This window comes from Bacillus sp. 22190, assembly GCF_052045575.1.
GTDB lineage: Bacteria > Bacillota > Bacilli > Bacillales > Bacillaceae > Bacillus > Bacillus altitudinis.
This window is the reverse complement of sequence record NZ_JBQEPF010000003.1, coordinates 247,815-264,208: the sequence shown is the minus strand read 5'-3', so window position 1 is coordinate 264,208 and position 16,394 is coordinate 247,815. Positions and strand designations below refer to the sequence as shown.

9 protein-coding genes are annotated in these 16,394 nt (G+C 42.3%); all 9 read right to left on the bottom strand.

The window, feature by feature from the left end; all coding sequences use genetic code 11:
- Positions 1–110: 110 nt before the first annotated feature.
- Positions 111–1,241 (bottom strand): glycoside hydrolase 5 family protein, encoded by a 1,131-nt coding sequence (locus ACTJKA_RS06055; RefSeq protein ID WP_322536393.1) that lies wholly within the window; start codon positions 1,239–1,241, stop codon positions 111–113.
- 20 nt (positions 1,242–1,261) lie between these two features.
- On the bottom strand, positions 1,262–2,488 hold the full coding sequence (locus tag ACTJKA_RS06050; RefSeq protein ID WP_046343548.1) for an endo-1,4-beta-xylanase: 1,227 nt from the start codon (positions 2,486–2,488) through the stop codon (positions 1,262–1,264).
- 79 nt (positions 2,489–2,567) lie between these two features.
- A complete protein-coding gene (locus ACTJKA_RS06045; RefSeq protein ID WP_017359074.1) occupies positions 2,568–4,676 on the bottom strand; it encodes a glycoside hydrolase family 48 protein in 2,109 nt (702 codons plus the stop codon).
- A gap of 17 nt (positions 4,677–4,693) precedes the next feature.
- The gene (locus tag ACTJKA_RS06040) at positions 4,694–6,586 is read right to left on the bottom strand and encodes a glycoside hydrolase family 9 protein (RefSeq protein WP_017359075.1); all 1,893 of its coding nucleotides are present in this window, start codon (positions 6,584–6,586) and stop codon (positions 4,694–4,696) included.
- Positions 6,587–6,963: 377 nt separating this feature from the next.
- Complete coding sequence (locus ACTJKA_RS06035) at positions 6,964–11,277, bottom strand: PolC-type DNA polymerase III (protein WP_217608979.1); 4,314 nt, start codon at positions 11,275–11,277, stop codon at positions 6,964–6,966.
- Between the two features lie 75 nt (positions 11,278–11,352).
- The gene (locus tag ACTJKA_RS06030; RefSeq protein WP_050827265.1) at positions 11,353–13,050 is read right to left on the bottom strand and encodes a proline--tRNA ligase; all 1,698 of its coding nucleotides are present in this window, start codon (positions 13,048–13,050) and stop codon (positions 11,353–11,355) included.
- Between the two features lie 80 nt (positions 13,051–13,130).
- Positions 13,131–14,396: an RIP metalloprotease RseP gene (rseP, locus tag ACTJKA_RS06025; RefSeq protein ID WP_007499546.1), complete on the bottom strand. Its 1,266-nt coding sequence runs from the start codon at positions 14,394–14,396 to the stop codon at positions 13,131–13,133.
- A 6-nt stretch (positions 14,397–14,402) separates the two neighbouring features.
- Entirely contained in the window at positions 14,403–15,554 is a 1,152-nt protein-coding gene (gene dxr / locus ACTJKA_RS06020) for a 1-deoxy-D-xylulose-5-phosphate reductoisomerase (protein ID WP_017367255.1), read from the bottom strand.
- Between the two features lie 39 nt (positions 15,555–15,593).
- Positions 15,594–16,388, bottom strand: a complete 795-nt coding sequence (locus ACTJKA_RS06015) for a phosphatidate cytidylyltransferase (RefSeq protein ID WP_007499550.1) — start codon at positions 16,386–16,388, stop codon at positions 15,594–15,596.
- Positions 16,389–16,394 lie beyond the last annotated feature (6 nt).

The following is a 16,394-nucleotide window of genomic DNA, read 5'->3' as shown; positions in this document are numbered from 1 at the left end:
AGAGCGGGTTTCCCCACTCTTGTCTCGGTAATCGTTAGCATTTCCATAAAAACTATACCATATCCAATTTTTTTATGCAAATGAAGTTCCTTATAAACAGGCATTCTTCATCAGTTCTTTTCATTCATTCTTTTGGCGTGTTCACGAATAATTCCTGCCTCCCGGCTCTCCTTTAAAACTCGAAAACCATCATAATCCGGGTAGAGGGAATCATCGTCTTGAATGCTTGTTAAAATCCAAAATTGGCTACCTGCGCCTCCGAGCTGTTCAATTGTCTTCAGCCAGCTATCATATACATCAGGACGGGCTGCTTGATTTTGATAGCCAAACTCTTCTAATACAACAGGTTTTCCGATTGCGTTTCCTCGGGTGATATGATCTTTGATCCATTTCACTCCCCATGCAGCAGACTGATTCCAGTGATCCGGGTATAAATGATAGGTTCCATAATCAATATGAGGGAGAGCAGTCAAACGATCCCAATCAACACCTTCTCCTCCACTGTAAAACCAATCATCATGACCTGTCATGCGAAAGAACCCTTCGTCTCCTACAGCAACAAGATGATTCGAGTCAATTGATTTGATCCATGCACTCATTTCATCTGCCCAGTTTACTAGTATATCTCCCGGAGGGTCTGACTGAGCGCGCGGCTCATTGGCGAGCTCCCATGTCATAATAGCAGGATCATCTTTATATTGAACACCTGAGTACGTATTGGTTCTCTCTAATACATAGCGCACATAGTTTTTGTAAGCTGTTTTAATCCGAGGATCTGTATAAAAGTGATCATGTGATCCTGCCTGAAACCACTTCACATATTGATTCATCCCGCCAAAGTCATCCCAATTGTTCACGAATGGGATGACCAGCTTGATTCCTTCCTGCCCTGCTTTATAAATCGCATAGTCTAGTTTTTGAAAACCGGATTCTTCATAAACACCTGGACGAGATTGTAAGACTGAGTTTTCTTGAGGGGTACCATCGTGAAATCCCCAAATACGAATAACCTTTAAATCCATTGCCTTCATATCGTCAAAAACAGCATCTACCATCTTTTTTGATTTGTAATGAAAATAATAATTATTTGTGCCAGCAAAGTAAAATGGGTGGTTGTTCAATACAAAATGTGTACCAGATGTTTGCACATAGGAGGAGGCCTTTACGGTCAGAGTGAACCAACCCGCCCATAAAGTGATCAGCAGCATAAAACAAGCCACCCGTTGAACCCATTTTTTCATTCCATTCTCCTCACAATCCCTTATTCTACTGGTACGATGATATCTAGTTGCAGCGGTGTTTGTTTAGTTGAATCAAGTTCAATCGTCTGCTGCTGCAACATTTTACTTACTTCACCAATTCGAACCTCATACGTCCCGTGAAACGCTGGACATGTCACTTGGCCATTCGCATCTGTTTTTTCCACTCTTTGTGTCGTCCATTCCTGTAGTAGCTTTTCATAACGCCTGCCTGCTTCATTTAACGACCAATCATGATTCACGATGGCTGCGTGCTCACCTCTCCAATGAGCACCCGCCCAAAATCCCCACATCAGCACACCTTTTACAGCTGGATGACTAAAGGCTACCCGATATAAAGCTTCTAAGTTATCCGCTCGTCTATTGGCATCCGGATGAACAGAGTCATACTCTGTCACCCATATCGGTAGACCAAGCTCAGCAAGCACATCTAGTCTTTGTTTTACAACGACTGGATCCACTCGATCTTCAAAGTGACCTTGAACTCCAATAGCCTCAACTGGTGCCCCCAACTGACGAAGTTCATTGATATGTGCTTTATATGCATGATGTTCGCCGTATGAGATTACATTATAATCATTGACAAACAACAAGGCTTGAGGGTCAATTTTCTTCGTTTCTTCATACATCCATTTCCAAATCTGTTTCCCAAACCGGTCTTTAAAAAATGAACCATGCATCATTTCGTTGTTTACATCCCAATGACGGAATTTTCCTTTAAAATGATTCCCTGCATGTTCAAGCCGCCTTTTCATAGCTTCATATACTTCATGATTCGGTAATGATTTCAGCCAGTTTGGATTGGCATCCTCTACCTCCCAAAATAAGGCGTGCCCCCTCACTGGAATTTGGTGTCTATTGGCAAAATTCAGCATGGCATCTGCTTTTTCGTAGGTTATTTTCCCTCGTTCAGGCTCATTTGCATACCATTTTGCCTCATTTTCAAACACAGCCCAATTAAAATGTTGAACAAAAAAATCAGCATACCTTTGATTGAATAGTACTTGGTCATTCATTGCTGAACCAAATGCAAATTCATGTCTGATTTGTTTTATTTCCACCTCTACTCCGGCAACTGGCTTTTTTTCCTTATTGATGACGTTTATGACAAGCTCTCTTTGTCTATGTTGTAAGATTCGATCATTTGCTTCTTTTCTCCAGCTTTGATTTTCTTGTTCCTGTGATCCGCCATTCGATGAATGATTCATAAATTCTTTCTTTTTAACCATAATGACATCACCTTTGCTTTCACTTCATTTATCTTATGAGAAGACCGCCGACTAAAAAAGCCGGCAGCTGTACTACGTTCTATTCGTTTATGAGACGATGGTATTCTGCATAAGCCGTAGCCATATCAACTTGCGACCAGAAACGGTGATAGGTGAAACTTGGCGCTCCGTTTTCCCATTTGCCTGTTGCTTCATTAAAAGATGCTTGATATTTACTCTCCAGTGCTGACCAAGCTGGGTCTTGCTTGATTTTCGGACGAAGATCTGCAAAGCTCGTATACACTCCGTTACCTCCTCGCTGCGGGTCAGAAGGAATGGTGCTGGAACCAGGGATCTGATTTCCTTGACCAAATGTTCCGTTCCAGCCATTTGGGAAGTACACTTCTTTTTTAAAGAAACGGTGGTAGTCTTCTCTGTCTTCCTCTGTCACAATCCCTACACCATCATTGTAATTCCAAGCAACCTCAAGGAGCTGTGCCGCTGTCTCTTTTGCTCTTATGCCAAGTGCTGTGTAGTTTCCTGTCTCTTTCTGTGTTGCAGCAGCAAAGAATGTGAGTGCTTTGATGAGACTGCCCAGTACACCAGTATCTTGAGTAGGATCTTTTGTAACTGCCGTTAAATTTGGATTACCTGTTGCAGATTGGAATCCGCTCCAAGTGTCAGGCTGACCGCTCCATTCTATATTCCCAGGAATCCAAAACTCTCCAGGTGCACTCGTCGTAGCAACAGCAACATTTGTCCCCCCTAGAATCCTTTGACCCTGACCATCTAAAAAATACCCATCTTGATCCGACACAGGACGAGTGCCAATAAAAATATAATCTAGTGAATAGTTGACCCATTTTGTGATGACAGATTTGGCCATTTGGAAATTTTCAGATGTTTTGTCGCCATCTTTTGCAAAGATATAATAAAGCTCTGCTACACGCTCAATCGGCCATGCTTGCATTCCAAACCAGTTATTGGACGGAGGATCATGGTAAACAGGCGCATCTTCATAAGCCATATCATAAAATGTGCTTCTTCCTGCTGGATAAGCGCTATAGTCTCCATTCCAGCTGTTGGTAGCACCTCCTGCAATCGCTCCCTCTTTTGATTGAAGCCAGACGTAAAATTCAAGCTGTCTCTTTAACGTCTTTTCCCAATCACTTGCACCAGTCGGTGACGATGGCTTTAAGCCTCCCTTATCTGAGGATAAAGCGTAGGCAGCGACTGGGTTTTGATACCCTTGATGACAATGGCTCGCTCCGATACGCCATGACCAATTCGCATATTCTCCAAGTCCCCCGCCCCAAGAGGTGTACCATGCCATTAAGTGATGACATGCACTTTTTCCATTTCCAGGATACGGATTACCTTGTTTGCCGCTTCCAATTGTTTGAAAATATTTATCGTACATTCCGTAACGAAGGAAATCACCCATCTTTTTCGCTTTATCAAGATAGGCTGACCCATTATAGCCAAGTTCCTTTGCCCAATACATTGCCTGTATCGCACGTGCATCAGCATCCGTCGCATTTGTGTAGCGCCACTGGGCGGCTGGCGCTTGATTTTCTTTTGTGAACAAGCTCATGAAACCTTCATTGGGCTTTCCGGCCGTTTTATCATCTTGTGATGGATGAGGGATGGCCTCCCATACGGATTCTTGCGGACCCCGCTGGAATGTGTTTACATATGCGGCTGTATGTGATGGATTGAGCAAATTCCCATATTCATACCAGTTGTCTACATCAAGAAGCCAGTGCATTAAATACGTTTCATTCGTTCCGTAAGTTGACTTCAGTTCACCATCAATCGGATCTTGACCAGCAGGGCGAGCACCCGTCAACTGGCTCGGATATTGATCTGGATATGGTTTTTCTGAAGCGTATGTGGCTGGGCTAGATGGATTGTAAGAACTCATATGCGGCTGTTCGTCATGTCCATCTTCGTTTACTGGAATGATAAACTTCTCCATATTATCCCAAGCCGCTTCTAGTTTGCTCCAATCGCCTGTGTAGTGACCATACAATGCTTCAAGCCATAACCAATAGCTGTAAGCTTCTGAAGTGGTCATATGCCCGTAATCAGGTGCCTCACAAATGAGTGTCTCAACGGAATGATACGGAATGCCTTCTTTTGAAAAATATCCATTCGCATCGTTTTTCATTTGATGATAAAGCGTTAAAAACCGTTCTTTATTTGTCATGTCCTCACCCTTTATATTTATTTATTCGGAAGCGTACCAAATTCTAAAATACCTTGATCAAAAACAGGAATTCTCGCTGTTTTCTGCATATTGGATGTTAATCCTTGAAAGGAATAATCATTTGAGGCATCCCATATATTCGCACCATTTGGCGCAGATAACCGGAACTGTATTTCCTTCTTATGAAGCGATTCACCTCCTGGAAAAATAGCTACGCCAGTAAAATCGATTTCTGTAAAATAGATATGGGATGATGCGTCATACACCGTTAACGGAGTTAAGGAAGCGCCTTCATTGTAAACAGCTGTCACTTGAATATCTTTATCAGTGAATCCCTTCGCAAATATCTCACTTAGATTGACATAATATCTAAAAGAAAGTGATTGACTACTTCTTGCCGGCCAGCCTGATCGATTGTATAGAATGGCTTTGATCTGAGTAGATGTTGTATCGTTACTCATGACAGCTGCCTCTACAAAAAACTCATCTTCCACTTTTTCTTTAGGCGGAAAATTCGGCAGCTTTGACTGCCCCTGACCAAACAACTGCACCATTTTGGCTACATTTCCAGTAAAGGCGGCATTATAGTCTGTTGCTACCTCGTTTGATACATAGTCAGAGATGTCATCGGTATACTGATCCTGTGCATTAGGCCCCCCAACAAGCGCTCCATAAAGCGTGTGCCGATGAGAAGAAGGAGTTGTCAGCTGATTAGACCATGAGCCATGTGCAGTTCGATGGTGTGGATGCATCGGCGGATTTTTGCCAAACCCAACGACATAGCTTCTATTTTGCGGATTATCCCCTAACATATAGTGTGTTTGCCTGATCGCAAACGTTTGGTATCGATTCTTTTTTTCTTGATCAGAGACCCAATCTGCGTACACAAACGCTAAAAATGCAGCATTTGCTGTATAACGAAGTGAACCCCATTGATCTAACCACGCTAGTCCGCCAGGCGTATAAGTGATTCTTTCTACTTTTCCATTTTGAACAAAACCCGTCGACCAGTAATCGAGATTACGCTCCGTCGATTCGATAAACCTTTTCTCCTTTGTGATTCTCGCAAGTAAAATTTGCGAAGCAAAAAAGGTATTGTCCCACGACATCGTAAACGTATAATCCCAATCCTTCGGCCATTCTTCTACTGCTTTTAGTGCTTTGTTTAAATAGGTCTGGTCATTTGTCGCCAAGTACAGCCATATTCCACCCCAAATGAGCTCATCAATATAGCCGCTCCAGGAATTATAAAATGGCTGAGCATTGGTGACACAATCTGTATACTCACCGCGATATTGGTCAGCAAATGCATAAAGCTGCTTTGCATGGGTGAGAAGCTTTGCTGCATAAGGCGCGTCTGTTTCTTTAAAAATAATTGAACCTGCTGCTAAAGCGGCTGCCGTTTGGGCGGCTACTTCTGTTCCTGGACAATGTTCATCAATTTTAAATGCTGGCCGGTTCATCGGCATCACTTCTGCTGGACCCCACCAGCCATGATCCGCGTTCCCATCGCCTACTTGTGCCCAAAATTCATTTGGACCTGTATGGGCTTTCAAAAAATAATCGGTTGCCCACTTGATTTGATCTAACATATCATCAAGCAGCTCTGCTTCTTCGTAAGCTTCTCGGTACTCATAGACTGTCCATGCAAGCACGGCTGCCGAGTAAGCCATCGGAAGCCCGAACTTCACATGATCACCAGCATCGTACCAGCCGCCTGTTAAATCATGACCAACATCTTTCCCATCCTCTAGTCCAGAATCCCCTCGCCAGTTAAGACGATTGCTTTCAGGAAGCTTTCCGGAACGCTGGGCTTCGTAAAACAAAATGGATTTTTGAAGCACCTCTACATAGTTGTAATCTGACATGTACCTACTTCTCACCCCTTCTTTTTTTAAAACGTGAAACATTGAACAAGAAATGACCACCTCCTTGTCATTCCGTACGTGTTTTGTACAGTGTTGAAAAGAATCAAGCGTGTTTCAAAAATGTGCATAGTAAACAGCCATCAGCTTGACGCTCACCGAGGGTTTTCTCCTGATTCTTCATGTGACTGTACCCAAAATGATCATATGTCGTATGAGAACATTTCAGACGGCTAAATTCTCTTTTTTGCTCTATTTGGGTAGAAAGAATGACATACAATCTCTTCTCTCAAAACACGACGTTAAATCAAGATATATGAACCAACAAGAAAATAATTCCAGTTAAAATATTTTAGTTTACATAATAATTTTATTGTATATATAAAAAGAACGCCCTTTAAGGGCGCTCTTCATTTTTCACATTAGAACAAAGAAAGCTGGTTTTGATCAGGAAGTGCTTCTAAGCAGCCTTGACGATCCAAATACTCAAGGATGGTCTTAGACACTTTTCCTCGTTTTTGTAAATCTTCTTTTGAAAGGAATTCACCATCTTGGCGTGCGCGTACAATATTTAACGCAACGTTTGTTCCGAGTCCAGGGATAGAGTTGAATGGCGGGATTAGCCCGTCTCCATCAATGATAAACTCAGTGGCACTTGATCGGTATAGGTCTACTTTTTTAAAGTGATAGCCTCTTTCACACATTTCAAGTGCAAGCTCTAGTACAGTTAATAGGTTCTTCTCTTTCGGTGATGCATCAAGACCTTTTGAGTTAATATCGTCCATGACCGCTCGAATCGCATTTGATCCTTTTGTCATCGTTTCGATATCAAAATCATCAGCACGAACGGTAAAATAAGCCGCATAGTACAGAAGTGCATGGTGCACCTTGAAATAAGCAATCCGAACGGCCATTAATACATAAGCAGCCGCATGGGCTTTAGGGAACATGTATTTAATCTTTTTACAAGAATCAATGTACCAGTTCGGTACGTTATTATTCTTCATTTCTTCTTCCCATTCAGGAGGAAGTCCCTTCCCTTTACGAACAGATTCCATGATTTTAAAGGCAAGTGACGGCTCTAAACCTTGATAAATCAGATAGACCATAATATCATCACGACAGCCAATCACTTCACTTAGTTCACACGTTTTATTATGAATCAGCTCTTGGGCATTGCCGAGCCATACATCTGTACCGTGAGATAGACCAGAGATCTGAACAAGCTCCGAGAAGGTGGTCGGTTTTGTATCCTCAAGCATCTGACGAACAAACCTTGTGCCAAACTCTGGGATCCCAAGTGTTCCCGTTTTACATCCAATTTGTTCTTCTGTGACACCGAGAGGTTCCGTTCCTTGGAAGATTTTCATGACCTCAGGATCATCTGTCGGAATCGTTTTTGGATCAATTCCGCTCAAGTCCTGAAGCATCCGAATAACCGTTGGATCATCGTGTCCAAGAATATCTAGTTTCAGCAAGTTATCATGGATTGAATGGAAATCAAAATGCGTCGTTTTCCAATCAGAACCTGTCGCATCTGCTGGATATTGAATTGGTGAGAAATCGTAAATGTCCATATAATCCGGCACGACGATAATTCCGCCTGGATGTTGGCCCGTTGTCCGTTTGACGCCCGTACAGCCCTGTACGAGCCGGTCAATTTCAGCACCTCTCATATGAAGGTTATGATCTCCTGCGTAGCCTTTTACATAACCATATGCCGTTTTTTCTGCAACGGTACCGATTGTACCTGCGCGGTATACATACTCTTCACCAAACAACTCTTTCGTATAGTTATGGGCAATCGGCTGATATTCTCCTGAGAAGTTCAAGTCGATATCGGGCACTTTATCTCCTTTAAAACCTAAGAACGTTTCAAACGGAATATCGTGTCCGTCTTTTTTATACGGCGTCCCGCATTCAGGACAGTTTTTATCAGGAAGGTCAAATCCTGAGCCAACCGATCCATCATTAAAGAACTCGGAGTGCTTGCAACTTGGACATACATAGTGCGGCGCAAGCGGGTTCACTTCTGTAATCTCTGTTAATGTCGCAACGAGAGATGAACCAACTGATCCCCTTGAACCAACTAGATATCCATCATCAAGTGATTTCTTAACAAGCTTATGAGAAATTAAATAAATAACAGCGAAACCGTGACCAATAATACTCTTTAATTCTTTCTCAATCCGGTCTTCTACAATTTTCGGTAAATCGTCACCGTAGATGCTGCGAGCCATGTTATAGCTCATTTCCCGAATTTCTTCATCTGCACCTTCGATTTTTGGTGTATAAAGATCGTCTTTGATTGGTTTAATACTTTCGACCATCTCAGATACTTTTTGCGTATTCATCACGACAATCTCTTTCGCCTTCTCGTCTCCAAGGAAAGAGAAGGCTTCTAGCATTTCATCAGTTGTTCTAAAATGAACTTTTGGCAGTTCATGACGATTAAGCGGATTCGCCCCGCCTTGTGATGAAATTAAGATTTTGCGATAAATTTTGTCTTCTGGATGCAGGTAGTGCACATTTCCAGTCGCCACGACTGGTTTATTCAGTTTTTCACCAAGTTTCACAATGTTTGTGATGATCTCTTTTAATGCACGTTCATCCCGAACAAGCTCCAGCTGGAGTAAATGCTGATACACTTCTGGCGGATGAACTTCTAAATAGTCGTAAAATGCGGCAATGTCTTCTACCTCATCAGGTGACTTCTGCATCATCCCTTCAAACACTTCACCCTTATCACAAGCAGACCCAACAATTAAACCTTCTCGATATTTCTCAAGCTGTGAGCGCGGGATGCGCGGCACGCGGTAGAAATAATGAATATGAGAAAGTGAAACAAGCTTAAATAAATTCTTTAGACCTGTCTCATTTTGGGCAATCACCGTTGCATGGTAAGGACGTGAGCGCTGATACGCATTGGACTGCCCCATGTTTTCATTCAATTGATCGTGGTAAGCAATCTCTTTTTCAGCCGCATCTTTTAGCATCTTCAGCATGAGGTAACCAGTTGCTTCTGCATCATAAATCGCCCGGTGATGCTGCGTGAGTTCAATATCGAACTTTTTACACAGCGTGTTCAGCCGGTGATTTTTAAATTCTGGATAAAGGAATCGGCCGAGTTCTAGTGTATCAATGACAGGGTTTGATGCTTTATCTGTTTTTAGCAGACGCTTATATGCTGCATTTAAAAAGCCCATATCAAAGCTCGCATTGTGAGCAACAAGGATATCTTGTCCAATCCACTCTTTGAAATCCCGAACAACATCGACCACATCTGGTGCATCTCTCACCATATCATCCGTGATACCGGTTAGTTCAATGGTTGTGGCTGATAACGGATGATGAGGGTTTGCAAATGCCTCAAAGCGGTCAATGATTTCCCCGCCTTTGATTTTCACGGCTGCAAGCTCAATGATCGTATCATACACAGCAGAGAGTCCTGTTGTCTCAACATCAAATACGACAAACGTCGCATCTTCTAATAAGCGGTGCTCTGGATTATACGCAATCGGTACCCCGTCGTCGACTAAATTGATTTCCACCCCGTACATCATTTTGATGCCATGCTTTTTACTTGCTGCATACGCATCTGGAAAGGATTGTACAACGGCGTGATCTGTCAGAGCAATGGCCTCATGCCCCCATTTTTTTGCTTGTTCAACAAGTTTACCGATGCCAGTGACAGCATCCATCTGGCTCATTGGCGAATGCAAATGAAGCTCAACACGCTTTTCTCCCTCAGGTGCAGTATCTTCTTTCAGCTGAGGTTTCATTTCATTGACGTCATTTGCGATCATGACAAGATCTCTCACAAACGTATCGTTTTGAATGCTTCCTCTTGCTTTAACCCACATCCCTTTTTTCAAGGATTTCATGAGCTGAGCATCTTCTTTTTCTCTCGCAAACATTTTGATCAAAATACTATTTGTATAATCGGTAATTTTAAAGATACAAAGGGTTCTGCCGCTTTTTAGTTCGCGCGTTTCTGCATCGAACACGTACCCTTGGACGGTGATTCGTCTTTCTTCGTCCATAATACTATCAAGCGTACGTATTTCTTCATTGTCTTTGATTTGATAGCCAATCATCAGAGGGCCAGAAGGAGCTTCCTCTTGATCCTCACTTTCCTTCTTCTCCATCTCAACAAGGGCTTGCATGGCTCTTTCTTGATCTTCAGCAAGTTTTTGTTCTCTGAACTTCTGAATCTCTTGATCTGATACAAAAATTTCTGTATCAAATTGAAGTTCTGGAAAACCAACTTGTTTAAATGCAGCCTGAAGCATTGGGCTATATTTCTTCTTGATGGCCAGAGCCTCAGTTTCGCTTTTTGTTTTGATGATGATCTTATGTCCAGACAGCGCTGGTTTTTGCTGTTGAAGCAAGCTGATGATTGGGGGAGAAATTCCTTGAAGCTCTTCCACACAATGGGACCAATACGATTGAACGAGCTCTTCAGATATGTGCGGATCATTGACTTCAATCGTACAAGTGACTTGTGCGATATGAGAAAATGCATTTGTCAGCCTGCTTAAAAACATTGCATATACTTGGTAAGGCAAAAGCGCCTTAAATTTAAAATGGAAATGCCATGTTTTTGCCGCCTTATGCACCGTCAATTTGACGATCTCGCCTTCTTCAAAGTAACGACTGAGGTCATCATCTGTCATTTGAATCTGATTGAGTAATATATGAAATTGCCGCCGGGTAATCGGTAATTGTTCATCCAAGACAGGACCCTCCTTTTGTAAATCAGAAAGGTACCTCTTTTTTGCAGGAGGTACCTTCATTTTTTTGTTCGTTTTTTATGCTTGGCGTATAAATGAAATCAGTTCATCAACAGATACTTCGTGTGATTCACCTGATTTTCTGAATTTCACTTCGACAATACCTTCTTCTGAACGTTTCCCGCAGCTAATGCGAATTGGCAGTCCAATTAAGTCACTGTCGGCAAATTTGACGCCTGCTCGCTCTTGGCGGTCATCGAAAAGGACATCATAGCCCTCTTCCTGTAAACGCTCATACAACGTTTCAGCCAGTTCCTTTTGTGCATCGTTTTTCATATTTAAGGCAAGTAGATGAAGATCATATGGCGCAACTGTTTCTGGCCAAATAATCCCCTTATCATCATGATGCTGTTCAACAATCGCAGAAAGGGTTCTAGAAATTCCAATACCATAGCAGCCCATGATCATTGGCTGCGCACGTCCATTTTCATCGAGGTATGTTGCATCCATTGCCTCTGAATAACGCGTGCCTAGTTTAAAGACTTGTCCTACTTCAATTCCTTTTGCGAACTGGATTGTGCCTTCACCATCTGGAGAAACGTCTCCTTCTTGAATCAAGCGAAGATCTGTATATTCCTTCACTGACAGATCACGAGCAGGATTAACATTGACATAGTGATAATCCGATTCATTTGCACCTACAACTGCGTTTGTCATTCCTTTTACAGCGTGGTCTGCATAAATCGTTACTTCCGCTTCAAGCTTCACTGGTCCAACAAATCCTGGTTCTGTTCCGATCACGTCTAGTACTTCCTCACGTGAAGCAAGCTCAACAAGCTGTGCTCCAACTAAGTTTTTCACTTTCACATCATTTACTTCATGATCGCCTCTTGTCAGGACAAGTACATACGCATCGTCCGCTTTAAACAAGACAGATTTGATACATGTAGAAGGAGCGACTTCTAAGAATGCCGCAACATCTTGTATCGTCTTTACCTGCGGCGTGTGTACTTTCTCAAGTTCTTTGAAGTCCGCAGGGTTTGCTTCTTCTCCGTGATACACAGCCTCAGCCATTTCAATGTTCGCAGCGTAGGAAGATGTGTCAGAGTATGCGATTGTATCTTCTCCTACTTCTGACAGCGCCATAAACTCATGTGTATCTTTTCCTCCCATTGCCCCAGAATCGGCAATGACGGGTCTAAAGTTAAGACCTACTTTTGAAAAGACATTCGAGTAAGCTGTAAACATCTTGTTGTATGTGTCATCAAGGCTCTCTGGTGAAGAGTGGAATGAATAGGCGTCCTTCATAATAAATTCACGTCCGCGCAATAACCCAAAGCGAGGTCTTTGTTCATCACGGAATTTAGATTGGATTTGATACAGTGTCAAAGGAAGCTTTTTATACGATTTGACTTCACTGCGTACGAGTGATGTGATCACTTCTTCGTGTGTTGGGCCAAGTGCAAACTCGCGGCCGTGGCGATCTTTCATACGCATGAGTTCTGGACCGTATGTATACCATCTTCCTGACTCTTGCCACATTTCTGCTTGCTGCAGCACTGGCATTAACAGCTCAGCTGCTCCCGCCTTTTCCATTTCCTTGCGAACAATGGCTTGAATGTGCTGAATCACTTTATGTGCTAAAGGCAGGTAATGATAGATACCGCTCGTGTTTTGTCTAATAAATCCAGCTCTTACTAATAGCTGATGACTTTTTGCCTCAGCATCTGCCGGCACCTCTCGAAGAGTTGGAATGAAAGTCAGGGATTGTCTCATGTCGTTACACCTCATTTAAGAAATAGGACTTCTCACAAAAACTCTTGTTTCCCAGAATGAGAAACAAGAGACAATGGTTTTTATAAAAATAATCGCTGGATGTCATTCCATGTCACTACTAGCATTAATAGCATGAGGAACGCAACACCAATGAAGACAACAAGTGCCTCTTTCTCACGATTAATTGGTTTGCCGCGAATGGCTTCAACGAATAGGAAAAGTAATCTTCCTCCATCTAATGCAGGAATCGGTAATAAATTCACGATCCCTAAGTTGATACTAAGAAACGCAGCAAACTGCATTAATGTTAACACACCTTGTTTCGCTACTTCTCCTGTCATGTCATATATTCCAACAGGACCTGCAAGCATATCTAATGAAAATTGTCCTGTGACAATCTTTTGCAAGTTCGTTAAGATGAGACCTGCTGTAGATATCACTGTCGTGCCTGAGGATGAGATGACTTTGAGAAAGCCATTTTCCGTTGGCGGATAAGAGCCAAAACGGCCAATGGTTTTTCCTTCGGCCTTCACAGCTTCCGGTACAACTTGAATGGTGCTTTCTTTGCCATCTCGGTCAATGACGACATTCATTTTTTTATCTGGGTTCTTTTGAACCGTTTGAACAACGTCTGTCCAAGAATTCATTTTATCCCCGTTAATTGAAACGATATGATCTCCCTGCATAAGCCCGGCTTGCGCTGCCCGGCCGTCTTTTGTCAGCTTACCAAGTACAGGATCATCCACGGTTACACCTTGAATAAATCCTAAAGCCACTAGAATCACATATGCCAGGATAAAGTTCATAATCGGTCCAGCTGCAATGGCTTTAATACGCTGCCATACTGTTTTTGAACCAAACTGACGGTTGTATGGCGCAATTTGAATTTCTTCACCATCTGCAATATAGAAGCTTGTTTGGCTTACATTGTAGCCAGTCAGAATGTCTTCATTTCCAGCCTCATATCCTGAAATTCTCATCGCATGATCTAAATCAATTTGTTCAACTTCAATGACAAGTGCATCAGGATATTTCTCTTTATCATTTAAAATGATTTTTTCTACTTCATTTTGCTCATTGAATAAGAGCCCCACTGTATGACCCGGTTTAATTTCAATGACTTCAGGATCTTCTCCAGCCATTTTAACAAATCCGCCGATTGGCAGAAGTCTGATGGTATAGACGGTTTCTTTTCGTTTAAAGGAGAAAATCTTCGGTCCAAAACCAATTGCGAACTCGCGGCATAAAATGCCTGCGCGCTGCGCCATAATTAAATGGCCAAGCTCGTGGAAAAAAACGAGCGTTCCAAAAATAATAATAAACGCAATCACTGTATTCACGAACATACCACCTTATGCGAGGATTGATTGAACAAAGTCTCGTGTATCTTTGTCCACTTCATGGATATCTTGCAAACTAGGCGTTGAAATCACATGATGTCTGTTCAGTGCCTTTTCAATCAATTCTTCAATTTGCAGGAACGTTACTTTGCCTTTTAGAAATGCATCAACAGCAATTTCATTGGCTGCATTAAGCACAGTAGGCATTGTCCCTCCTATTTTACCTGATTCATAAGCAAAATGTAAGCAGCGATACCTGTCAAAATCCGCTTTTTGGAAATTTAATTGTCCAATCTCCCAAAGGTTTAATGATTTCGCTTCTTTTAATGGCGCTCTATCAGGGTAAGTGAGCGCGTATTGAATCGGAACCCTCATGTCAGGTGTACCTAACTGAGCCATGACACTTTTGTCATGGAATTCCACCATGGAATGGATGATGCTCTCTTTATGTAACAGCACATCAATTTGATTGTATGGGATATCAAACAGCCAATGCGCCTCAATCACCTCAAGCCCCTTATTCATCATGGTCGCTGAATCGATCGTAATTTTTGCGCCCATGGACCAGTTCGGATGATTCAGCGCTTCTTCAACCGTTACACCTTCAAGCTCCGTGCGTTTTTTATCTCGGAAACTGCCGCCTGAAGCTGTGACGATTAAGCGTTCAATGTTTTTAGCTTGTTCACCTTGCAGGGATTGAAAAATAGCGGAGTGTTCACTATCGACAGGAAGTAAAGGAACGTCATACTTTTTGGCGTACTCTTTTACTATATGACCAGCTGTCACAAGTGTTTCCTTATTTGCAAGTGCGATCGTCTTTTTTTGTTCAATGGCTTTTAATGTCGGCACAAGTCCGACACTTCCTACCAGTGCATTGACCACAACATCCACTGCATCATAGGTCGCTGCTTCGATGTTCGCTTCATCACCCGCAGCCATTTTAACATCGTATTGAAATGAATGACCTTTTAACGTGCGATAGGTCGCTTCGTCTACACATCCAACAAATTCAGGCTGAAATTGTTCAATGATAGGGATGGCCTTGTCTATATTTCTGCCAAACGTCATCGCTTTCAACTTGAATTTGTCTGGATGCTGCCTGATCACATCTAATGTTTGTTCTCCGATTGATCCTGTTGCGCCTAATAGCGAAATATATTTCAAATTGCCACTCCTTCTCTCGTTCAATTAGTTTCTATGAGGTTAGCTAGCAAACGTGGCCAGCAATAAATATAAAAACGGCAGAACGAATAAAAAGCTGTCAAACCTGTCCAAAATTCCGCCATGACCTGGGAGTATTGTCCCTGAATCCTTCACATGGTAATGACGCTTTAAAGCAGATTCCACAAGGTCGCCAAGCTGTCCAAAAATACTGAGCAAAAGAGTAATAAACATAACAAGCAGATATGATGGCAAAAATCCTGTAACCGCCTGGAACACAAGTGACAGCACGACCGCTGTGACGATTCCGCCGATAAATCCTTCTACTGTTTTGTTTGGGCTGATCTCTGGCCAAAGCTTTCGTTTCCCCATAGATTTCCCAATAAAATAGGCACCTGAGTCAGTGGACCAAATAATCACCGCTGCGAAGAAGATCGCACTCATGCCATACAAGCCTCTAATTTGAATAAAATAATAGAAACTAACGCCAATATATAATGTGGCTAATATAACAAAAGCAACCTCATCGAATGTGAAAGAGTTTTTACTCAGAACTGTATAAGTTAAAAGGATTAAGACTGCAAATAAAGCAATCTGCATTTTTGATGCGTCTACGTTCGGGAAGAAGCTATTTTCTCCGCCCATTAAAAGCCAAAGCAATATTAAGCTGACAATGCCAGGAAAGCTGAAAATCGAAATCTTTTTCATTCTAAGAAGCTCAAAGAGAGCGACACTTCCCATTAAATAAATCAGCAGGGTAAATGGCATTTGTCCATAAATCACTGCAAGTAAAAACACTGCAGCTGCCAGAACACCCGTCAAAATTCTTTGTTTCATCTGCAC